This window comes from Micromonospora sp. CNZ296, assembly GCF_007827635.1.
This window is the reverse complement of sequence record NZ_VISW01000006.1, coordinates 148953-170896: the sequence shown is the minus strand read 5'-3', so window position 1 is coordinate 170896 and position 21944 is coordinate 148953. Positions and strand designations below refer to the sequence as shown.

The following is a 21944-nucleotide window of genomic DNA, read 5'->3' as shown; positions in this document are numbered from 1 at the left end:
GGGTTCCCGGCGCCCTCACTCCAACGAGGACGCGACGTCCAGCGCCTGTTCGCGGGTGAGATCGCCCTCCAGCCGGTAGCTCACCCCGGCCCGCTCCCAGATCAGCGTGGCGGCGGACAACCGCGCGGTGGCGACCCGTTCCGTCCCCGAGCGGTCCACGTACGCGAGCGCGTGCGGCCCACCGACCCAGATAGCGAACTCGCCGCCGACCTGGGTGAGCGTCACGTCCGCCCCGACCGACCGCTTGTGGAACACGATGTCGAGCGAGCCGTCGAACGCGTCCAGCCGGACCGTCCCGCCCCGGTAGAGCAGGCTGACGACCCGGTGGGCGCCGGCACCGTCCGGATCGGCGACCAGCACCCGTTCCGGCGCGCCGAGGCGGGCCGGGACGCGGATCGGGAAGCGGACCTGCCGCTGCGCCTCGGCGAGCGCGACCTGGTGCTGCGCGGGCAACGGCGACGGCGTACCGGCCGGCGGCGGCGCGGGTGCGGTGTCGATGACGACCCCGGAGAACCGCAGCAGCCCGGTCACCGCGCCGGCGACCGCGGCCCGCCCCGGCGGCAGCGCCGCCACCAGCAGGGCGGCGAGCGCGCCGGCCAGCACGTACCGCCACCGGCGGCGCGGCGCGGGCGCGTCGAGCCGGGCCCGGACCCGGTCGGTCAGATCCGGCGTCCGCGCCGGCTCCAGCCAGCCGGTCAGCTCCCGCAGCTCCCGTTCCAGGTCATCCACGGTGCGCCACCTCCCGGTCCAGCAGGGCCCGCAGCTTCGCCAGCGCCCGGTGGGTCCGTGACTTCACGGTGCCCCGGGCCACCCCCAGCACTGTCACCGTCTCGTCCTCGCCGAGGTCGAGCAGGTAGCGGCAGACGATCACCTCGCGGTCGCGGACGGGCAACCGCCGCAGCGCACCCACCAGCGCGGCGCGGCGTTCGGCCGCCAGCACGGCGTCGAGCCCGTCGTCGCCGGTGACCGCCGCGACCGGCTCCGCCGCCGCCGCGCGCAGCGTCAGCCCGTCCCGCCGGGTGCGGGCACGGTGCAGGTTCCGGGTCTCGTTGGCGACGATCGCGAGCAGCCAGGACCGGAACGACGCCTCGGCCCGGTAGCGGGACAGTTTCCGGTACGCCTTCACGAACGCCTCCTGGACCACGTCCTCGGCGTCCGGACCGGCGCCGAGCAGCACCGCCGTCCGGTACGCGGACGCGGTGTGCCGGGCGACCAGGGCGTCGTACGCCTCCCGGTCGCCGGCGCGTACGCGGGTGACGAGGTCGTCGTCGTCCAGGGCAGCCTCCGCCGTCGGTCCGCTTTCATGACACCGCCCGGGGCGGCCGGGTTCCATCAGGCGTTTGACCGGGTGCCGGGCCGGAAAGAGTGGCGGGATGAGCTGGGCGAGAAGAGCCGTACCCGCAGCCGTCGCCGCCGTCGCCGCGCTGGCGGCCCGGGACCTGCTGCAACGCGACCACGCGCTGCGCCGCAACTTCCCCGTGCTGGGCCGGGCGCGGTACCTGATCGAGTCGATCGGCCCGGAGCTGCGGCAGTACATCGTGGCCGGCAACGACGAGGAGCGGCCGTTCACCCGCGACCAGCGGCGCTGGGTGTACGCCTCGGCCAAGCAGGAGAACAACTACTTCGGTTTCGGCACCGACAACGACATCGAGCACACCTCCGGCTATCCGATCATCAAGCACCGTACGTTCGGCCGGGCGGTCCCGCCGTCGACGCCGACCGCCGGGCACGACGTGACGCTGCCCTGCGCCAAGGTGCTCGGCGCGGCGCGCGGCCGGGCGCAGGCGTTCCGGCCGGAGTCGGTGGTGAACATCTCCGGGATGAGCTTCGGTTCGCTGTCCGGCAACGCGGTGGAGGCGCTCAACCGGGGCGCCGCACTGGCCGGCTGCCTGCACAACACCGGCGAGGGCGGGCTGTCGCCGTACCACCGCAACGGCGGTGAGCTGGTCTTCCAGCTCGGCACCGCGTACTTCGGCTGCCGCGACGAGCAGGGCCGGTTCAGCCTGGAACGGCTCAAGGACCTGGTGGCGTCGGCACCGGTACGCGCGCTGGAGATCAAGCTCAGTCAGGGCGCCAAGCCGAGCCTCGGCGGCCTGCTGCCGGCGGCGAAGGTCTCCGCCGAGATCGCCGCCACCCGGGGCATTCCGGCCGGGCGGGACTGCGTCAGCCCGTCCCGGCACGCCGAGTTCTCCGACTGCGACAGTCTGCTCGACTGGGTGGAGCTGCTCGCCGCCGAGACCGGCCTGCCGGTCGGCATCAAGTCCGCCGTCGGTGACCTCGGGTTCTGGGAGGAGCTGGCCACGCTGATGCGCGACACCGGGCGCGGCGTGGACTTCGTGACTGTCGACGGGGGCGAGGGCGGCACCGGCGCCGCGCCGCTGATCTTCAGCGACTCGGTCTCGCTGCCGTTCCAGCAGGGCTTCTCCCGGGTCTACCGCACCTTCGCCGAACGCGACCTGCACGAGAGCGTGGTGTTCGTCGGCGCCGGCAAGCTCGGCCTGCCGGACAACGCGGTGGTGGCGTTCGCGCTCGGCGCCGACATGGTCAACGTCGGGCGGGAGGCGATGCTGGCGATCGGCTGCATCCAGGCGCAGAAGTGCCACACCGACACCTGCCCGACCGGCGTCGCCACCCAGAACGCGTGGCTGGCCCGGGGTCTGGACCCGGCCCGCAAGTCGGTGCGGGCCGCGAACTACATCCGTACGCTGCGCCGCGACCTGGTCAAGGTGGCCGAGGCGTGCGGCGTCGAGCATCCCGGGCTGATCGGCACCGACGCGGTGGAGATCCTCGACGGCCGGACCTCGTCGATCCCGCTGGACCGGGCGTTCGGCTACCGGCCGGAGTGGGGGATGCCGTCGGCAGCCGACCGGGCGGAGATCGTGCGGCTGATGACGGCCGAGGCGCCGCAGGGCGGCAGCGCGCCGCCCTCCCCCACCGCCGTCGGCTAGCCGGTTCCCCCGCCGGTGCGGTGCCGGCCCCGGCGGCGCGGCGGGCGCGGCCGGAGCACGACCGGCGCCACCACCAGGACCGCCGCCGCACCGAGCAGTCCCCAGGGGTGGCGGCTGGTCTCGATCACGAACGCCACCGGCCGTTCCGGCAGGTCGACGCGGCCGTGGAGTTCGTGTGCCCCGAGCACGGCGACGTCCACCGGCACCGGGATCTCGTACGTCCGGACCTGCCCTGGGCCGATGGTGCCCAGGGGCGGGGCGGCGACGATGGTGTGCGCCCGTCCGGGCCGGCCGAACAGCAGCGTGAACGTCGGGTCGACCACGTCGGCCGGGCCGGGGTTGCGCAGCGCGACGCGTACGGTGAGCGTCTCGGGCAGCCCGAACCATTCCCGCAGCGGGCGGCGGCCGGCGACGCGCAGCTCGTCGAGGTGCAGTCGCGGCGTGGCGGCCGGCGCGGGCGCCGGGGCGGCGGTCACGCCGCTGACCGGCAGCGCGGCGGTGGCCTGGACGGTGCCGGTCAGGGCATGCGCGCGCAGTACGCAGGGGCAGGCGACGGGCGGTGCCGCCAGCACGATCGGCGCCGCCGTCGTGCCCGCCGGCACCTGGACGGTGGTGGCCTGCTCGTTGGCGCAGTCGAGCGCGCCCCGGCGGGCGTCGTTGCCGCAGACCGTGAGGTGGACCGGGCCGGCCGGCCAGCCGCGCAGCGTGACGGTGACCCGCTGCCCGACAGTCAGCGGGCCGGACGGCACGACGACAGCGGGCCGCGGCGCCGCGGAGGCCGCAGTGGACGAGGGCGCGGCCGGGGCGGCGACGGCGGTGCCGTCCGGGGTGTACGGCGGCGCCGGGGCCGGCGCGGCCAGCGCGAGGATCGCGGCGGCGGCCGGCAGGACCGGGGTCACCGGGCACCGGCCGCCGCGCCGCCCGCCGGGGGTTCGGCCGTCCCCGCGACGGGGGCCCCGGCCGCATCCGCCGGCCCGGCGGGAGCGGCCGAGGGCTCGGACACCGGCGCCGGCCCGGGCGTGGTGGAGGGCGCGGCCGAGGTGGGACGGCGACGACGGCGACGCAGGTAGAGCCAGGCTCCGGCGGCCGCCAGTGCGGCGATCAGCAGCCAGGGCGGCGCCCACACGCTCGCGGTGCGCTGCACCGGGGGCAGCGCGGTGTCGACGGTGGTGGGTGCGAGGTCGACTGTCGCGGTCAGCCGCAGCGCGGGCGGCACCCCGGTGACCCGCTCGGTGACAGTGAACTCGGCGCCGGGCAGCAGCTCCGGCAGGTCGACCGGGCTGGTCCGGGACAGCGTCCAGCCACCGGGGCCGTCGACGACCACCGCGCCGGTGCCGCCGACGCGGACGTTGCCGCTGTTGCGGATCCGGTAGGTGACTGTGAGGTCGGCGCGGCCGATCGGGTTGAGCGGGGTGTCGTAGCCGACGCGTACCGATTCGACAGTCACGGCGGGGCGGACCTCGCCGGCCACACGGAGGTAGACCCGGGCGGCGATCCGCTGGTCGAGCCGGACCCGCTGCCCGTCGGCGGTCACGCCGTCCTGGGCGACCGCGGCGATCACGCCGCCGGTGTGGTCGCCCGGCGTGGCGTTGCGCGGCACCGTGAGGCGGAACGGGATGTCCGCGCGCCTGCCGGGCTGGACGGTCCAGCTTCGCCGCTCGACGCCGATCCAGGCGCCGACGTCGGTGGCGGCCCGGTCGGAGGGCAGCAGCGCGAAGGCGCCGTCGGTGGTGGTGTACGCGTCGGTGCCGTACACCGCGAAGGTGAGCGGGCGGTCACCGAGATTCGTGACGCCGACGTGGTCGGTGACGCTGTCGCCGGGCGCCAGGTCGTACGTGAAGTAGTTGCGCCCGGTCGGCCCGCCGGGCCCGGACGGCTGGACCGCCCAGCGGACGGCACCGGGGTCGGCGGACGGTGCGGGCCGGGGGGCGGCCTCGCCGGCGGCCGGCGGCCCGAGCAGCACCGCGAGCAGCGCGGCGGCGAGCGCGGCGCCGAACCGCGCGGCCGGGCCGGGCGTGCGCCGCCGCGGGGTGCGGGTGGAGGGCGTGAGGAGGGGCATTCCGTGCTCCGCTGCGAGGTGGTCGCCGGGAGGCGGCTGGTGGGGCACGGGCGACGTGCCCGCGCCCCACCAGGTCCGACCCGGTCGGTGAATCAGGAGAGGGTCAGGGTGAGCGTGGCGACGTAGTCACCCGCCGCGGCGGACGCCGGCACACCGAGGTTGAGCTCGGCGCCGCAGGCGAAGACGCCGTTGCTGGTCCCGGCTCCGGCCGTGCACAGGGCACGGGCCTCACCGAGACCGGCGCCGGGAGCGGCCACCGCGCCCGGGGCGACGGCACCGGTCGTGCCGCCCAGCGGGTCGTCCACCACGCTCGCCGTCGGCGCCCAGCCGAGGTAGTTCCCGGCGATGACGCCACCGGCGGCGGAGGTGAAGTCGGAGACCTGTCCGACCAGGCTCCAGCCGGTGCCGGCGCCGCGCAGGTCGGCCACCGTGGCCGTGTTCAGCGGCGCCCGGGCGTACTCGCCCTTGCCGACCGGCGGCAGGGCGACTGTCGCGCCGGCGACGCTCAGGCTGAGCGGACCGCCGGTCACGGTGCTGGTGATCCGCTGCTGGGCCGAGTTCCCGCCCGCCCCGGTCCGGGTGAACGTGATCGGGGTGAACGTGTCCTGGCGGCGGTCGGCCGAGCCGCGGGCGGCGAACGTGATGACGTAGCACTGCACCTCGGTGCAGTCCACCTCGTCGCCGTTGCGGTCGGTGTAGACGGCGCTGATCGGCAACGTCGTGGTGAAGCTGCCGTCGGCGGCCATCCGGTCCCGGGCGTCGGTCGGCTCGTTGGTCTTGTTGACCCACTTGGTGACCTGGAGGACGCCGGCGTTGGCCCAGTGCTCGTCGACCTTCGGTCCGAACGAGACGTAGATGCCGGCCCCGTTGTTGAAGTCCGGGTCGAAGCCGGTGCCGCGTACGGTGACAGTCGCGCCGGCGGGGTCGAGGCCCTGGGCCGGGTCGACGGTCACCGCCGGGGTGGCGGGCGCGGTGCCGCCTGCCGTGGTGAACGTGAACGACACCGGGTCCAGCGCCTCACCGGCGGCGTAGAAGCCGTTGAAGGCGCCGGCTCCCACGCTGGTGAGCGCCGCGGCGAGGTTGCTGCCGGTCACCGTGTTCCCGCTGGCGGCGGGACTGCCGGTGAGGGTGGCGACGGTGGCCTGCTTCACCGAGACCGGCTCGGTCATCGTGGTGGCCAGGTCGACGTCCGCCTTCAGCGAGGCGGTGCCGCCGGAGACGGCGACGGTCGGGTTGGCCAGCGTGATGGTCAGCAGGTGCGCCGGGTACGAGAAGACCACTGTGCCGCCGTACGTGGCGTTGGTCGTACCGGCGGCGGCGTCGTGCGTGCCACCGGTCGACGGGAACGTGAACGTGCCGTCGGCGTTGACAGTGGCGCCGTTGCTGACAGCGATCGGCGGGTCCCCGTTGCCGGCCTTGACGTAGTTGCGGAAGCTGGCCTTGAAACCCCAGGTCAGGCTGCCACTGGTGATCTCGGCCTCGCCCGCCGAGGCGGGTCCGGCGCCCACGAGCGCACTCGACACGCCGAGGGCGAGCACCGCCGCCCAGCGCATCGACCGGAGGGCTCCGGCTCTGGATCTGAACATGCTGTTCCTCTCGGGAGGGGAAGCGAAAGCATTAGGTTAGGCAAACCTAATATGATCGGGTGATCCACGAAGCGTCCCAAGATCTTCAACCGAACGGACCCCTTGCCACCTGCGCGCTTGCCGCTTAGGTTAGCCAAACCTAAGTTGTTGCCCGGTCGGTGCACCCGGCCGGACCTGTCGTGTGAGGAGCCCGATGCGAGCACGGCGCCGCACCATCCTGACCACCGTTCTGCTCACCGCCGCCGCCGTCGTCGCCACGCCCGCGCCGGCCCACGCCGGCACCACCACCGGCAGCGGCGGTCAGAAGCTCACCGTCACCCCGAGCACCGGCCTGAGCCGCTCGGGCGCCACCGTGTCCGTCTCCGGGCGCGGCTACGACGTCGACAAGGGCATCTACGTCGCGTACTGCGTCGACAACGGACCGGGCGTGGCGGCGACCCCGTGCGGCGGCGGCGCCGACACCACCGGCAGCCTGGGCGCCTCGCAGTGGATCTCGTCGAACCCGCCCGCCTACGCCGAGGGCCTGCCGAAGCCGTACGGCCCGGGCGGCTCCTTCTCGGTGACGGTCAAGGTGACCCCCACCATCGGCGACGTCGACTGCACCGTCCGGCGCTGCGCGGTCGTCACCCGCGCCGACCACACCCGGGCCTCCGACCGGTCTCAGGACGTACGGGTGCCGGTCACGTTCGCCGCCGGCGCCACGAGCGCCCCGCCGAAGGCCGGTCCGGCGCCGAAGGCGACCACGCCCGCCGCCGCGCCCCGGACCGCCACCGCGCAGGACGCACCGGCCCCGGCCGCCTCCGGCAGCGCGCCGGCCGCAGCGGGGGCGGCAGGGGTGACGGGCGCCGCGACCGGGGCCGGGGCGCCGTCGCAGGCCGCGGCCGGCGACCTCCACGTCACCCGGGTCAGCGACACCTCCGGGGCCGGACGCGGATGGACCGCCGGGGTGGTGGCCGCCGCACTGGCCCTGGCCGTCCTGCTCGGCCTCGGCCGGTGGCGGCGCCGTCGCGGTGCCGGCCGGTGAGCCGCCCGCACCGGCGACCAGGCCGGGGACCGCTCGTCGCGCTGCTCGCGGTGACCATGGCGGCGACCGGCTGCGCCGCGCCGGGCCGATCGGGTACGCCGTCCGCCGCCGGCTGCGGGCCGGTCACCGCCACGGTGGACGACGCCGACGTCGACCCGGTCCGCCCGGCGCCCACACCAGCGCTGCCGGCCACCGTACGCTCCGGCGACGGCACGACGGTGACTGTGGACGACGTCAGCCGCATCCTCCCGGTGAACCTGCACGGCTCGATCGCCGAGATCGTCTTCGGCCTCGGGCTGGGCGGCAACGTCATCGGGCGGGACACCTCGACCACGTTCCCCGCCGCCGCGCACCTGCCGGTGGTCACCCCGGGCGGGCACGACCTCTCCGCCGAGGCGGTGCTCGACCTCGACCCGAGCGTCGTGCTCGTCGACGACGGCGTCGGACCGCCCGAGGTGCTGCGCCAGCTCCGCGCCGCCGGTGTCCCGGTCGTCCAGGTACGCGCCGAGCCGACCCTCGACGGCGTACCGGCCCACATCCGCGCGGTCGCGGCGGCGCTCGGCGTACCCGGGGCCGGGGAGCGGCTGGTGACCCGCGTGCAGAGCGAGACCGCCGAGGCCCGGCGTACCGCCCCGGCGGGCCGGGCGCCACGGATCGCGTTCCTCTACCTGCGCGGCACCGCCGGGGTGTACCTGATCGGCGGCCGGGGCGCCGGGTCCGACGCGATGATCGAGGCGATCGGCGGCGTCGACGCCGGCAGCGCTGCCGGGCTGTCCAGGTTCCGTCCGCTGACCAGCGAGGGCCTCATCAACGCCGCGCCCGACGTGATCCTGGTGATGAGCGCCGGGCTCGCCTCCGTCGGCGGCGTCGACGCCCTGGTGAAGCTGCCCGGCGTGGCGCAGACGCCGGCCGGGGCGAACCGGCGCGTCGTCGACATGGCCGACGGCACGCTGCTCACCTTCGGCGTCCGCTCCGGCCGGGTCGTCCAGGCGCTGGCCCGCGCCGTCTACTCCTGCGAGGACCCGTCGTGACCACGCTACGGCAGCGGCCCGCGCCCGCCGCCGCCCCGGCGGCAGTCACCGGCGCGCCCCGGTCCCCCGGCCGGCGGGGCACCGTGCTGGTGGCCGGGCTCGGCGTCGCCCTCGTGCTCGTCGCCCTGCTGGCCGCCGGGCGCGGCCAGGTGGCGATCTCCCCCGCCGAGGTGCTCGGCTCCGTGCTGCACCGCCTCGGGCTGGACCTCGGTCCGCTGCCGTCGGCGGCGCAGGGCGAGAACGCGCTCTGGATCGTCCGCTTCCCCCGGGTGCTGCTGGCGGCCGTCGTCGGCGCCGCCCTCGGCTGCGCGGGCGCGGTCATGCAGGGCGTCTTCGGCAACCCGCTCGCCGAGCCCGGCGTCATCGGGGTGTCGGCCGGCGCGGCTGTCGGCGCCGCCCTGGCCATCGTCACCGGCGTCACCGTCCTGGGCGGATGGACCGTGCCGCTCGCCGCCTTCGCCGGCGGCCTCGTCACCACCTACCTGGTGTACGTGCTGGCCCGCTCCGGGGGCCGGACCGAGGTGGTGACGCTGGTCCTGACCGGCGTCGCCGTCAACGCGGTCGCCGGCTCGGTGATCGGGCTGCTCATGTTCGTCACCGACCAGTCCGGCGTGCAGGCCATCGCGTTCTGGAACCTCGGCAGCCTCGCCCAGGCCGGCTGGACGGCCGTGGGTCTCGCCGCGCCGTGCCTGCTCGCCGGGCTCGCCGTCGCCTGCGCCGACGCGCGCCGCCTCGACCTGCTCGCCCTCGGCGAACCCGCCGCCCGGCACCTCGGCGTGAACGTCGAACGCCTGCGGCTGCGGCTGATCGTCGTCACCGCGCTTCTCGGCGCCGCCGCTGTCGCGTTCACCGGCATCATCAGCTTCGTCGGACTGGTCGTGCCGCACCTGATCCGGATGGTCGCCGGACCGGGCCACCGGGTGCTGCTGATCGCCAGCGCGCTCGGCGGGGCCGTCGTGGTGATCGGCGCCGACCTCGCGGCGCGTACCCTCGTCGAGCACCAGGAGCTGCCCCTCGGCGTGCTCACCGCGGTCATCGGCGGCCCGGCGTTCTTCTGGCTGCTGCGCCGCACCCGCGACCGGGCCGGAGGCTGGGGATGAGCCTCCCACGTACGCCGCGCCGGTTCGCCGCCGCCCGGCCGCCGCGCCCGGCGCCCGCCGGGCACCTCCGGATCCGGGTGGCCGGGCTGCGCGTCGAGCGCGCCGGCCGGACCGTGCTCGACGGGATCGACCTTCAGGTACGCGCCGGCGAGGTGCACGCCCTGGTCGGGCCGAACGGCGCCGGGAAGTCGACGCTGCTCGGCGCGATCAGCGGTGACGTGCCGGCCGCCGCCGGCCGGATCGAGGTCGACGGGCTGCCCCGCGAGTCGTGGAGCCCGGTGGAGCTGGCCTGGCGCCGCGCCGTCCTCGCCCAGCGCAACACGCTGAGCTTCCCGTTCACGGTCGGGGAGGTGGTGCGGATGGGCCGGGCGCCGTGGGCGGGGCGGCCGGAGCGGGAACAGGACGACGCCGTCGTCGCCGACGTGCTCGAACGCTGCGACGTCGCCCGTTTCGCGGCCCGGCCGTACCCCGCGCTGTCCGGTGGCGAGCAGGCCCGCGCCGCGCTGGCCCGGGTCCTGGCGCAGCGGGCCACCACGCTGCTGCTCGACGAGCCGACCGCCGCGCTCGACCTGCGGCACCAGGAACTGGTCATGCGCATCGCCCGGGAGCGGGCCCGCGCCGGGGACGCCGTGGTCGTGGTGCTGCACGACCTGACGCTGACCGGGGCGTACGCGGACACCGTGACCCTGCTCGGCGACGGACGCGTCCGCGCCGCCGGGACACCGCGCGAGGTGCTCACCGCCCCGCTGCTCAGCGAGGTCTACCGGTACGACATCGACGTCGTCCCCCACCCCCGTGACGAGCTGCCGCTGATCGTGCCCCGACGCGGCCGGCCCGCAGGACCGTCAGCCGACGAGGAGAGACAGCAGATGGATACACAGACGTTCGCGGCCCGGCTGCGCGCCGAGACACGCGACGCGCACCGGAGCGCCGAGTCCCAGCGGTACGTCTCCGCGCTCACCGCCGGTGAACTCGACGTCGCCGGCTACACCGCGCTCGTCGTCGCGCACCACGGCATCTACGCGGCGCTGGAGGGCGTGGCGGACACGATGCGCGACGACCCGCTGGCCGGCCCGTTCGTCGACGACGCGCTGACCCGGCTGCCCGCGCTCGCCGCCGACCTGCGGTTCCTGCTCGGCCCGCGCTGGCGCGAGGTGATGGAGCCTGTTCCGGCCGCTGTCGCGTACGCCGCGCGGATCGCCTCGGCCTGCGCCGGATCGCCCGAGCGGTTCATCGCGCACCACTACATCCGCTATCTCGGCGACCTGTCCGGCGGGCGGCACATCGGGCGCTGCGTGGCCCGGTACTACGGGGTGACCGAGGAGGCCGGGGCGTCGTTCTACACGTTCCCGGGGATCAGCGACCCGAAGTCGTACAAGGACGCCTACCGGGCGAGGCTGGACGCGCTCGCGCTGGACGAGGCCGGCCGGGCCGCGCTGCGCGACGAGGTGCTGGTGGCGTACGAGCACAACATCGCGGTCTTCACCGACCTGGGTCGCCTGGTGGCGGCGAGCGGCCGGCAGGGCGCCGCGTGAGCGCCGGTTTCCCGCCGGAGGTGGTCGCCGCCGTCAGCCGGCACATGAACGACGACCACGCCGGGGACGCGCTGCTGATCTGCCGTACGCTCGGCGGCCGGCCGGACGCCACCGCGGCCCGCACCACCGGCCTGGACGCCGACGGCATCGACTTCGCCGTCACAGTCGGCGGCACGGAGGTCCCGGTGCGCGTCCCGTTCGCCCACCGGCTCACCGAACGGGCGCAGATCCGCCGGGAGGTGGTGCGCATGTACCGGGAGGCCTGCGACCGGGCCGGCGTACCGCCCCGGCCGGCCGGCTGAGCACCGGGACCGTCCGGGCTGCGGAAACCCGGTCGGCTGCCGCACCGCCGCGGCGTACAGTCCGCCGCATGGCTGTGGACACGAGGCCGGCGGTGCGCGCCGGCCGATTCCGGCTGCTCCCGCTGGGCGTGGTCTTCCTGACCGTCGGTCTGTCCACCGCCGTGGTGCTGCCGTTCCTGTCGCTGTTCCTCGACCGCGAGGTCCACGCCAGTCCGTTACGGGTGACCGTGTTCCTGGTCGTCGCCCCGCTGTCCGGGGTGGTCGCCTCCGCGCTGATCGGCCGGCTGTCGGACCGCCTGCCGATCCGGCGCGCGCTGCTGGTCGGCGCCGCGCTGGCCGGTGTGGTGGGCGCGGGGACGACCGCGTACGTCCGGGACTACTGGATCCTGCTGGGGCTGACCGCGACGGCCACCGCGCTGGCGAACTCGCTGTTCCCGCAGTCGTTCGCGTACACCCGGGCGCTGTTCGACAGGGACGATCCGGGGCGGGCCGCGTTCGGCGTCAGCCTCATGCGTACCGTGTTCTCGCTGGCCTGGGTGGCCGGGCCGGCGCTGGCCGCGGTGCTGCTCGACGTCGGCGGCTTCCGCCTGGTCTACGGCATGGCCGCCGTCATGTACGCGCTGGCCGCGCTGGTGGCCGCGTTCCGGCTGGAGGAGCTGCCGCTGCCGGCGCGGCCGGTCCCCGGCGATCCGGACGGCGCGGTGCCCGCCCCGCCCGGCGCGTCCCGGCTGCGGCTGGCGCTGACGGCGCTCGCGTTCGTCCTGCTCCAGTGCCCGCTGACGCTCGCCGTGCAGGCGCTGCCGCTGTTCATCGACGCCGAACTGAACGACGACCCCTCCCGCGCCGGGCTGGTGCTGGGCCTGTGCGCGGCGCTGGAGATCCCGCTGATGCTCGGGCTGGGCGCACTGACCGCGCGGGTCCGGCTGCGGCCGCTGATCCTGGTCGGCGGCGCCTGCGGGGTCGCCTACTACGCGACCGCCGCGACGGCGCCGGGCGTGGCGGTCCTGTTGCTCGCGCAGCCGGTGAACGCGCTGTTCATCGCCGCGGTGTCCGGCGTCGGCATCGCCTACGTGCAGGATCTGCTGCCGGGCGAGCCGGGCCGGGCCACCACGCTGTTCACCAACACGTTCCCGATCGGCGCCATGCTCGCCGGTCCGTTGCTCGGGCTCTCCGCGCAGGTCGGCTACCGGTGGGCGTACGGAATGAGCACCGCGCTGTGCGCGGCCGGGCTGCTGGTGCTGCTGCTGACCCGGCCGCACGCGCGGGCCTGACCGGCCCGGCGGTCAGCGGCGCCGCACCAGCACCACGTGGTCGATCAGCTCGCCGGTCCGGCCGTCCGGGCCGGTGGCGGTACGGCGCGCCGCGCCCAGCCGCTCGGTGTCCCAGCCGTCCGGGTCGAGGTTCATCGCGGCCAGGATCTCCTCCGGGCTGGCGAACCGGTGGTGGCCGGTGTCGGGCCCGGCCCAGGGCGGCGGCGCGCCGTGCTCGACGACGAGCAGCCGGCCGCCGGGCGCGACCGCCTCGGCCGCCGGGGGCAGCACCTTCTCCCGGGGCAGGACCAGCGGCGACTGGAAGAACTGCGCGGACACCAGGTCGTACCGGCCGGGCGGGAAGCCCTGGGTCAGGTCGTGCCGGACGGTGGTGATCCGGTCCGCCACCCCGGCCCGCTCGGCCTCGACGGTGAGCCGGTCCAGCGCGACGGACGAGATGTCCACGGCGGTGACCCGCCATCCCTTCGACGCGAGCCACACCGCGTCGCCGCCCTCACCGGAGCCCAGGTCGAGCACGGTGCCGGGCGGCAGCGCGCCGGCGACCTCGGCGAGGACCGGGTTCACCCGGCCGCTCCAGATCCGGTCCCGCTGGCCGTACCGCTCGTCCCAGAACCGGGCCGGGTCGGTGTCCGCCGCCGGCTGCTCGTGGTGGTGCCCCGTCATGTCTGCCTCCTCGCCGCCGGCCGTCTCCCGTCCGGTCACGCCATCGTGCGCCGCCGCCGACCGGACAGCAAGGAACCTTGCCGTTCCGGCAAACGAGCACACCGGACGAGCGGGGGGGGGTGGCGGGCGGCCGGACGCTGCGCTACCGTCGAGAGCAGATACCCCCGGGGGTATATGGATCCGGAAGGAGAACGCCCATGCACGAGGTCGACGTGACCACGTTCGCCACCGCCCACGCCGACGGGGCGACTGTCATCGACGTCCGGGAGACCGCCGAGTACCTCGGCGGACACGTCCCGGGTGCCCGTTGTGTGCCGCTGGGCCACCTGGCCACCCAGATGGCGCAGGTGCCGCGCACCGGCCCCGTCTACGTGATCTGCGAGGCCGGCGGGCGGAGCCGGGTCGGCGCCGAGCTGCTGGAACGCGCCGGCATCACCGCCCTGTCGGTGGCCGGCGGCACCTCCGCCTGGGTGCGCTCGGGCCGCCCGGTCACCGCTGGCAGCCGGCCGTGACCGGCCGGCCGGAGACGGCAGCCGCTCCGCGCACCGGCCTCCTCCGCCGCCTGCTCGGCCCTCGCGTCGCCCGGGTCACCCCGGCGGAGGCGGCGGCGCTGTCCGGCGCGGGCGCGCTGCTGCTCGACGTCCGCGAGCCGGCCGAGTGGCGGGCCGGACACGCCCCCGGCGCCCGGCACATCCCGCTCGGCCAGCTCGCGGGCCGGCTGTCCGAGGTGCCGGCGGACCGGCCCGTGGTGACCGTCTGCCGCTCCGGCGCGCGGTCGCGACGGGCAGCCAAGCTGCTCGCCGCGGCAGGCCACGAGGTGCACGACCTGACCGGCGGCATGCGGGCGTGGACGAACGCCGGGCTGGCGGTACGAGCCAAGGGCGGCAGGCCGGGCCACGTGGCCTGAGCAGACGCCCGTCCATCACCAGGAGAAGGAGCACGGCCGATGTTGTTCACCCAGTACTACCTCGACTGCCTGTCCCAGGCCTCGTACCTGATCGCCGACGACCGCACCGGCCGGGCCGTGCTCGTCGACCCGCGCCGGGACATCGACGAGTACCTCACCGACGCCAAGGCGCACGGCCTGACGATCGAGGGGGTCGTCAACACCCACTTCCACGCCGACTTCCTCGCCGGGCACCTGGAGGTGGCCGCCGCGACCGGCGCGTGGATCGGCTACGGGAGCCGGGCCGAGACCGAGTACCCGAGCCGCAAGCTCGCCGACGGCGAACGGATCAGCCTCGGCGACGTGACGCTGGAGATCATGGAGACCCCGGGCCACACGCCCGAGTCGATCAGCATCCTGGTCTACGAGCGCGCCGACGACCCGGTCCCGTACGGCGTGCTGACCGGCGACGCGCTGTTCATCGGCGACGTGGGCCGGCCCGACCTGCTCGCCTCGTTCGGCGTGACCGCCGAGGAACTCGGCCGCATGCTCTACGACAGCGTGCAGCACAAGCTGATGGGCCTGCCCGACGAGGTGCGCGTCTTCCCCGCCCACGGCGCCGGCTCGGCCTGCGGCAAGAACCTGTCCACCGAGCGGCAGTCCACCATCGGCGAGCAGCGCCGCACCAACTACGCCTGCGCGCCGATGAGCGAGGAGCGCTTCCTCGCCCTGGTCACCGGCGGGCAGCCGGCCGCGCCGGGTTACTTCGCCTTCGACGCGGTGCTCAACCGCAAGGCGCGTGAGCTGTTCGACCACGCCCGGCCGGCCCGCCCACTCACCCCGGCCGAGTTCCTGGCCGCCCGGGCCGACGGCGCCGTCGTGGTCGACGCCCGCGACCCGCAGGAGTACGCCACCGGGCACCTGCGCGGCGCGCTCAACGTCCCGGCCGACGGCCGGTTCGCCGAGACCGCCGGCAGTGTCGTGGCGCCCGACCGGCCGGTGCTCGTGGTGGCCCCGCAGGACCGGGAGGAGGAGATCGTCGTCCGCCTCGCCCGGATCGGCTTCGACCGGGTGATCGGCTACCTGCGCGAACCCGAGGGCGCCTTCCTGGAGATGGTCGCCGAGATGACCCGGGCCAGCCGGGTCACCGCCACCGAGCTGCGCGCGGCCCTCGACGGTCCGGACGCGCCGGTGGTGCTGGACGTCCGCAACGCCGGCGAGCGGGAGCAGGGCGCGGTGGACGGCTCCCGGCACATCCCGCTGGCCGAGCTGACCCACCGCCTCGGCGAGGTGCCCACCGACCGCCCCGTCGTCGTGCACTGCGCCGGCGGCTACCGCTCCTCGGTGGCCGCCAGCCTGCTGCGCAACGCCGGTCACGCCGACGTGTCCGACCTGCTCGGCGGCTACGGCGCCTGGCAGGGCCTGCACGCCGCCGCGTGACCCACCGGTCCGGCCCGGGTTGGGGCCACCTCCCCCGCCCGGCCCGGACCGTCCGATCGCGCCGCCAGGATTAGCACTCCCCTCGCATGGGCAGACATTTGTCATCGGACACGCGAACGAGGGAGCTGACGGCATGGCGAAGGGCGACATCGACACCTACCAGCAGGACGGGCAGTGGAAGAACCGCCCGGAGGGCAACGAGCGCGCGACCAGCCGCCACGACACCAAGGCGGAGGCCGAGGCGGCCGGCCGGGAGATGGCGGCCGATCGCGGCGCCGAGCACGTGATCAAGAAGCAGGACGGCACGATCGGCGAGAAGAACACGTACCCCCGCAGCCGCGACCCCCGGGAGATCCCGGGCTGAGCACGCAGCGCAGGCGATATACGGCGCCGGACCCGAGCGGGTCCGGCGCCGTATCGCGTACCGGCGGGTAGTGAGTGGCTGGCTAAAAACTTTTGTTCGGTTCCTACAACGGTCCCCGCTCAGGCTTCGGCCGTTACGACATGGCGCCGCCCGCGCATAGGCGGAAAGGTGAGGCGAGCCGGGGGCATCGCCGCGCCCGGCGCGCCACCGTGGGTCAACCGAAGGGGACGGTCACGTGTTCACCCGTGTCGCCATCGTCAACCGTGGTGAGGCCGCGATGCGGCTCATCCACGCGGTCCGGGAACTGGCCGCGGAGACCGGCAGCCGGATCGAGACCGTCGCGCTGTACACCGACGTCGACCGTACCGCCACCTTCGTCCGCGAGGCGGACGTCGCCTACGACCTGGGCCCCGCGTCGGCCCGCCCGTACCTCGACCTCAAGGCCCTGGAGCGCGCGCTGGTCGAGACCGGCGCGGACGCCGCGTGGGTGGGCTGGGGTTTCGTGGCCGAGGATCCGGCGTTCGCCGAACTGTGCGAGAAGATCGGCGTGACGTTCGTCGGACCGAGCCCCGACGCCATGCGCAAGCTCGGCGACAAGATCGGCGCGAAGCTGATCGCCGAGGAGGTCGGCGTGCCGGTCGCGCCGTGGAGCCGCGGCGCGGTGGAGAGCCTGGACGACGCGCTGCGCGCGGCGGCCTCGATCGGCTACCCGCTGATGCTCAAGGCGACCGCCGGTGGCGGCGGGCGCGGCATCCGGGTGATCCGCAGCGACGCCGAGCTGGCCGACGCCTACGAGCGCACCAGCCAGGAGGCGGCTCGCGCGTTCGGCAGCGGCGTGGTGTTCCTGGAGCGCCTGGTCACCGGCGCCCGGCACGTCGAGGTCCAGGTGATCGCCGACGGCCAGGGCACCGCGTGGGCGCTCGGCGTACGGGACTGCTCGGTGCAGCGGCGCAACCAGAAGGTGATCGAGGAGTCCGCGTCGCCGGTGCTGAGCCCGGAGCAGACCGCGGAGCTGAAGGCGTCGGCGGAGCGGCTGGCGGTCGCCGTCGGCTACCGGGGCGCGGCCACAGTCGAGTTCCTCTACCACCCCGGCGACCGGCTGTTCGCGTTCCTGGAGGTCAACACGCGCCTGCAGGTCGAGCACCCGATCACCGAATCCACCACCGGGTTCGACCTGGTCAAGGCGCAGCTGCACGTGGCCGGCGGCGGCCGGCTCACCGGCGAGCCGCCGGTCGAGCGCGGCCACGCGATCGAGGCCCGGCTCAACGCCGAGGACCCGGACCGCGACTTCGCGCCCTCCCCCGGCCGGATCACCCGGCTCGACCTGCCCGCCGGGCCGGGTATCCGGGTCGACACCGGGGTCAGCGAGGGCGACACCATCCCGGCCGACTTCGACTCCATGATCGCGAAGATCATCGCGTACGGCCGGGACCGGGACGAGGCGCTGGGCCGCCTGCGCCGGGCGATGGCGAACACCATTGTGGTCATCGCCGGCGGCGCGACGAACAAGAGCTTCGTGCTCGACCTGCTCGACCAGCCCGAGGTGATCGACGCCAGCGCGGACACCGGCTGGATCGACCGGGTGCGCGGCGAGGGCCGCCTGGTCGCGCACCGGCACTCCGCCGTCGCGCTGGCGGCAGCCGCGATCGAGGCGTACGAGGAGGACGAGACCGCCGAACGGCAGCGGCTGCTGTCCACCGCGGCCGGTGGACGCCCGCAGGTGCAGCACCGCAGCGGCCGGCCGCTGGACCTGAAGCTGCGCGGCGTGACCTACCGGATGCGGGTGGCCCGGGTCGGCGCGCACCGCTTCCGGGTCGGTGTCGAGGCCGGTGGCGACGTGCGCACCGCCGACGTCGAGCTGGACCGCTTCGACCGGCACACCGGTCAGATCGCCGTCAACGGCGCCCGGTTCCGCCTGCTCACCGACACCCACGGCCCGGTGCACCTGGTCGAGGTGGACGGCGTGACGCACCGGGTCAGCCGCGACGAGGGCGGCGTGCTGCGCTCCCCCATGCCGGCGCTGGTGGTCGCCACGCCGCTTCAGGTCGGCGCGGAGGTCGAGGCCGGCGCGCCGGTGCTGGTGCTGGAGGCGATGAAGATGGAGACGGTGCTGCGGGCGCCGTTCCGGGCCCGCCTCAAGGAGTCGTCGGTCGCGGTGGGCACCCAGGTGGAGGCCGGGGCGCCGCTGCTGCGCCTGGAGCCGGTCGCGGAGGACGACGCCGAGGCGGCCGCCGGGCCGGCCGGACCGGCTGTCGAGCTGGACCTGCCCACCGCGCCCGCCGACCTGCCCGCGCGGTCCCGCGCCGAACGCGGCCAGGAGGACCTCTGCTCGCTGCTGCTCGGCTACGACGTGGACCCGCACGACGAGCGCCGGGTGCTCGACGACTACCTGGACGCGCGGCGGGCGGCCACCGAGGCCGGGCACCGGCCGCTGGCCGAGGAACTGGAACTGGTGAACGTCTTCGCCGACCTGGCCGAGCTGAGCCGTAACCGGCCCGGCGGCGACGACGGGCCGGGCGGGCACGTGCACAGCGCCCGCGAGTACTTCCACACCTACCTGCAGAGCCTCGACGTCGAGCGGGCCGGTTCCCCGGAGTCGTTCCGGGCCCGCCTGGCCAAGGCGCTCGCCCACTACGGCGTCACCGAACTGGACCGCTCGCCCGAGCTGGAGGCCGCGGTCTTCCGGATCTTCCTGGCCCAGCAGCGGGCCGCCGCGGACGCCGCGGTGATCGCCGCGCTGCTGCGCTCCTGGCTGCGCGAGCCGCCGCCGGACGAGGCGCTGCGCGAGCCGGCCGGTCTCACGCTGGAACGCCTCGTCGCGGCCACCCAGGTCCGCTTCCCGGTGGTCGCCGACCTGGCCCGGGGCGTGGTGTTCGCCTGGTTCGCCCAGCCGCTGCTGCGCCGCAACCGGGCCCGCGTCTACGCCCAGGTCCGCACCCACCTGCGGCACCTCGACGCGCAGCCGGACGCGCCGGACCGCGCCGAGCGGATCGCCGAGATGGTGCGCAGCACCGAGCCGCTGGTCCGGCTGCTCGGTCAGCGCCTGGTCCGCAACGACCTGGACAACGCGGCCATGCTGGAGGTGCTGACCCGCCGGTACTACGGCAACAAGGCGCTCACGGAGGTCCGCACCCGCACCGCCGGTGGCTGCACGTTCGTGGTGGCCGGGCGGGACGGGTCGAGTGTCGTCTCGGCCGCCGTCCGCTTCGACGCGCTCGGCGACGCGCTGCGCGGCCTGGCCGAGGTGGCCCGGGACTGCGAGGCCGTCGACGCGGACGTCTACCTGGCCTGGGAGAACCAGCCCGAGGACCTGGACGCCGCCGCCGCCGCGCTGCTGGACGTGGTGAACGCACACCCGCTGCCGCAGCAGGTACGCCGCCTCACCACCACCGTCGCCGGGCGCGGCGGCGCGGTGATGCACCACCACGTCACGTTCCGTCCGGCCGAGGGCGGCGGGATGGCCGAGGAGCGGCTGATCCGCGGCCTGCACCCGTACATCGCGCAGCGGATGCAACTGGAACGGCTGCGCGAGTTCGACCTGACCCGGCTGCCCTCGCTGGACGAGGAGGTCTACCTGTTCCAGGCGGTCGCCCGGCAGAACCCGTCCGACCAGCGGCTGGTCGCGTTCGCGCAGGTACGTGACCTGACCGAGCTGCGGGATCAGGACGGCCGCCTGGTGGCGCTGCCGACCACCGAGGACACGGTGGCGGCCTGCATCGACTCGATCCGCCGGGCGCAGTCGCGGCGGCCGTCGAAGTCGCGGTTCCCGACCAACCGGATCGTCGTCTACGTGTGGCCGCCGAGCGAGCTGACCCGCGAGGAGATGGAGCTGATCGCCGGGCGGGTACGCCCGACCACCGTGGGCGCCGAGCTGGAGGAGATCCTGTTCATCGCGCGGCAGCGCGACCGCCGTACCGGCGAGCTGACGAAGGTCGGCGTGCGGATCACGTTCGACGTCACAGGGCACGCGCAGCTGACGGTGGGCGAGCCGCCGGCCGAGCCGGTCGAGCCGCTTGACGACTACCGGTTGAAGGTGCTGCGGGCGGCCGGCCGCAACACGGTGTACCCGTACGAGCTGACCGGCCTGCTGGGCGACTTCGTCGAGCACGACCTGGACGCCGGTCACGCGCTGGTGCCGGTGGACCGGCCGAAGGGCCGCAACACCGCGGCGATCGTGGCCGGTGTGGTGACCACGCCGACACCGCGGCATCCGCAGGGCGTGACCCGGGTGGTGCTGCTCGGCGACCCGACCAAGTCCCTCGGCGCGCTGTCCGAGCCGGAGTGCCGGCGGGTGATCGCCGCGCTGGACCTCGCGCAGCGGATGGGCGTGCCGCTGGAGTGGTACGCGTTGAGCGCCGGCGCCCGCATCTCGATGACCTCCGGCACCGAGAACATGGACTGGGTGGCCGCGGCGCTCAAGCGCATCGTCGAGTTCACCCAGGACGGCGGTGAGATCAACATCGTGGTGGCGGGCATCAACGTCGGCGCCCAGCCGTACTGGAACGCCGAGGCGACGATGCTCATGCACACCAAGGGCGTGCTGGTCATGACGCCGGACTCGGCGATGGTGCTCACCGGCAAGCAGTCGCTCGACTTCTCCGGCGGCGTCTCGGCCGAGGACAACTTCGGCATCGGCGGCTACGACCGGGTGATGGGCCCGAACGGGCAGGCGCAGTACTGGGCGCCCAACCTGCCGGCCGCGCGGGACGTGCTGATGGCGCACTACGACCACACGTACGTCGCGCCGGGCGAGGACGCGCCGCGCCGGGCCGTCACGATGGACCCGGTGGACCGGGACATCTGCGGCTACCCGCACGCGGTGGCCGGCAGCGACTTCGCCACGGTGGGCGAGATCTTCTCCGCCACCGCGAACCCGGACCGGAAGAAGCCGTTCGACATCCGTACCGTGATGCGGGCGCTCGCCGACCAGGACCACCCGGTGCTGGAGCGGTGGGCCGGCATGGCCGACGCGGAGACGGCTGTGGTGCAGGACGTGCACCTCGGCGGCATCCCGGTGTGCCTGCTCGGCATCGAGTCCCGCTCGGTGCCCCGGCACGGCTTCCCGCCCACCGACGGCCCGGACACGTACACCGCGGGCACGCTGTTCCCGCGCTCGTCGAAGAAGGCCGCGCGGGCGATCAACGCGGCCAGCGGCAACCGGCCGCTGGTCGTGCTCGCCAACCTCTCCGGCTTCGACGGTTCGCCCGAGTCGATGCGCAAGCTGCAACTGGAGTACGGCGCGGAGATCGGCCGGGCGATCGTCAACTTCCGCGGCCCGATCGTGTTCTGCGTGATCTCGCGCTACCACGGCGGCGCGTTCGTGGTGTTCTCCAAGGCACTCAACCCGGACATGACGGTGCTGGCGATCGAGGGGTCGTTCGCCTCGGTGCTCGGTGGCGCGCCCGCCGCCGCCGTGGTGTTCGCCGGCGAGGTCGCCGCCCGTACGGCCGCCGATCCCCGGGTACGCGACCTGGAGGCGAAGGTCACCGCCGCGGCCGGCACCGAGCGGGCGGCGCTCACCGCCGAGCTGGACGAGCTGCGCTCGTCGGTGCGGGCGGAGAAGCTGGGCGAGGTGGCCGCCGAGTTCGACCGGGTGCACAGCATCCAGCGGGCGGTCGAGGTCGGTTCGGTCGACGCGGTGATCCGCGCCGCCGAGCTGCGTCCCCGCGTCATCGAGGCGATCGAGGCGCGCCTGCGCTGACACGTTGCACCGCCGGGCGGCGGGCGGGCCTTCG

General features: G+C 75.1%; 18 protein-coding genes. 12 read left to right on the top strand and 6 right to left on the bottom strand.

The window, feature by feature from the left end; genetic code table 11:
• Positions 1–15: 15 nt before the first annotated feature.
• Together FB455_RS12590 and FB455_RS12585 are read right to left on the bottom strand one after the other, a co-directional pair.
• A complete protein-coding gene (locus FB455_RS12590) occupies positions 16–729 on the bottom strand; it encodes a hypothetical protein (RefSeq protein ID WP_047890391.1) in 714 nt (237 codons plus the stop codon).
• A complete protein-coding gene (locus FB455_RS12585; RefSeq protein WP_145753472.1) occupies positions 722–1333 on the bottom strand; it encodes an RNA polymerase sigma factor in 612 nt (203 codons plus the stop codon). The genes FB455_RS12590 and FB455_RS12585 overlap by 8 nt, the downstream gene beginning before the upstream one ends.
• Positions 1334–1373: 40 nt before the next feature.
• Here FB455_RS12585 and FB455_RS12580 point away from each other — a divergent pair, with 40 nt between their 5' ends.
• Positions 1374–2948, top strand: a complete 1575-nt coding sequence (locus FB455_RS12580; protein WP_013286800.1) for an FMN-binding glutamate synthase family protein — start codon at positions 1374–1376, stop codon at positions 2946–2948.
• On the opposite strand, the gene FB455_RS12575 is transcribed toward FB455_RS12580, so the two are convergent.
• The 3 genes from FB455_RS12575 to FB455_RS12565 all read right to left on the bottom strand — a co-directional run bounded on the left by FB455_RS12575 (position 2945) and on the right by FB455_RS12565 (position 6593).
• The gene (locus FB455_RS12575; RefSeq protein WP_145753470.1) at positions 2945–3847 is read right to left on the bottom strand and encodes a hypothetical protein; all 903 of its coding nucleotides are present in this window, start codon (positions 3845–3847) and stop codon (positions 2945–2947) included. The two genes, FB455_RS12580 and FB455_RS12575, sit on opposite strands and share 4 nt — an antisense overlap.
• Positions 3844–5007, bottom strand: coding sequence for a WxL protein peptidoglycan domain-containing protein (locus FB455_RS12570; protein ID WP_145753469.1), 1164 nt, complete (start codon positions 5005–5007; stop codon positions 3844–3846). Before FB455_RS12570 ends, FB455_RS12575 begins: the two co-directional genes overlap by 4 nt.
• Positions 5008–5099: 92 nt before the next feature.
• Positions 5100–6593, bottom strand: a complete 1494-nt coding sequence (locus FB455_RS12565) for an HtaA domain-containing protein (protein ID WP_145753466.1) — start codon at positions 6591–6593, stop codon at positions 5100–5102.
• Between the two features lie 193 nt (positions 6594–6786).
• On the opposite strand from FB455_RS12565, the gene FB455_RS12560 reads away from it, so the two are divergent.
• The 6 genes from FB455_RS12560 (at position 6787) to FB455_RS12535 (ending at position 12856) form a co-directional block, all read left to right on the top strand.
• Entirely contained in the window at positions 6787–7617 is an 831-nt protein-coding gene (locus FB455_RS12560) for a neocarzinostatin apoprotein domain-containing protein (RefSeq protein ID WP_145753464.1), read from the top strand.
• Complete coding sequence (locus tag FB455_RS12555; protein WP_327651870.1) at positions 7614–8648, top strand: heme/hemin ABC transporter substrate-binding protein; 1035 nt, start codon at positions 7614–7616, stop codon at positions 8646–8648. The genes FB455_RS12560 and FB455_RS12555 overlap by 4 nt, the downstream gene beginning before the upstream one ends.
• Complete coding sequence (locus FB455_RS12550) at positions 8645–9748, top strand: FecCD family ABC transporter permease (RefSeq protein WP_145753462.1); 1104 nt, start codon at positions 8645–8647, stop codon at positions 9746–9748. Before FB455_RS12555 ends, FB455_RS12550 begins: the two co-directional genes overlap by 4 nt.
• Entirely contained in the window at positions 9745–11283 is a 1539-nt protein-coding gene (locus tag FB455_RS12545) for a heme ABC transporter ATP-binding protein (RefSeq protein WP_145753460.1), read from the top strand. The genes FB455_RS12550 and FB455_RS12545 overlap by 4 nt, the downstream gene beginning before the upstream one ends.
• A complete protein-coding gene (locus FB455_RS12540; RefSeq protein ID WP_013286808.1) occupies positions 11280–11585 on the top strand; it encodes a DUF2470 domain-containing protein in 306 nt (101 codons plus the stop codon). Before FB455_RS12545 ends, FB455_RS12540 begins: the two co-directional genes overlap by 4 nt.
• A 68-nt stretch (positions 11586–11653) precedes the next feature.
• Positions 11654–12856 carry a sugar efflux transporter gene (locus FB455_RS12535; RefSeq protein ID WP_221488058.1) on the top strand — a complete coding sequence of 401 codons (1203 nt, stop codon included), beginning with the start codon at positions 11654–11656 and terminating at the stop codon, positions 12854–12856.
• A 12-nt stretch (positions 12857–12868) separates the two neighbouring features.
• Here FB455_RS12535 and FB455_RS12530 read toward each other — a convergent pair whose 3' ends face one another.
• A complete protein-coding gene (locus FB455_RS12530) occupies positions 12869–13519 on the bottom strand; it encodes a class I SAM-dependent methyltransferase (protein ID WP_013476448.1) in 651 nt (216 codons plus the stop codon).
• 197 nt (positions 13520–13716) lie between these two features.
• Between FB455_RS12530 and FB455_RS12525 the strand changes: the two genes are divergently transcribed.
• The 5 genes from FB455_RS12525 to FB455_RS12505 all read left to right on the top strand — a co-directional run bounded on the left by FB455_RS12525 (position 13717) and on the right by FB455_RS12505 (position 21910).
• On the top strand, positions 13717–14031 hold the full coding sequence (locus FB455_RS12525; protein WP_013286811.1) for a rhodanese-like domain-containing protein: 315 nt from the start codon (positions 13717–13719) through the stop codon (positions 14029–14031).
• A 50-nt stretch (positions 14032–14081) separates the two neighbouring features.
• A complete protein-coding gene (locus tag FB455_RS12520; protein WP_047890381.1) occupies positions 14082–14426 on the top strand; it encodes a rhodanese-like domain-containing protein in 345 nt (114 codons plus the stop codon).
• A 39-nt stretch (positions 14427–14465) separates the two neighbouring features.
• Positions 14466–15845 carry an MBL fold metallo-hydrolase gene (locus FB455_RS12515; RefSeq protein WP_013286813.1) on the top strand — a complete coding sequence of 460 codons (1380 nt, stop codon included), beginning with the start codon at positions 14466–14468 and terminating at the stop codon, positions 15843–15845.
• Positions 15846–15978: 133 nt separating this feature from the next.
• Entirely contained in the window at positions 15979–16209 is a 231-nt protein-coding gene (locus tag FB455_RS12510) for a DUF2188 domain-containing protein (protein WP_145753458.1), read from the top strand.
• A gap of 235 nt (positions 16210–16444) precedes the next feature.
• Complete coding sequence (locus FB455_RS12505; RefSeq protein WP_145753456.1) at positions 16445–21910, top strand: ATP-binding protein; 5466 nt, start codon at positions 16445–16447, stop codon at positions 21908–21910.
• The last annotated feature ends 34 nt before the right edge of the window (positions 21911–21944 follow it).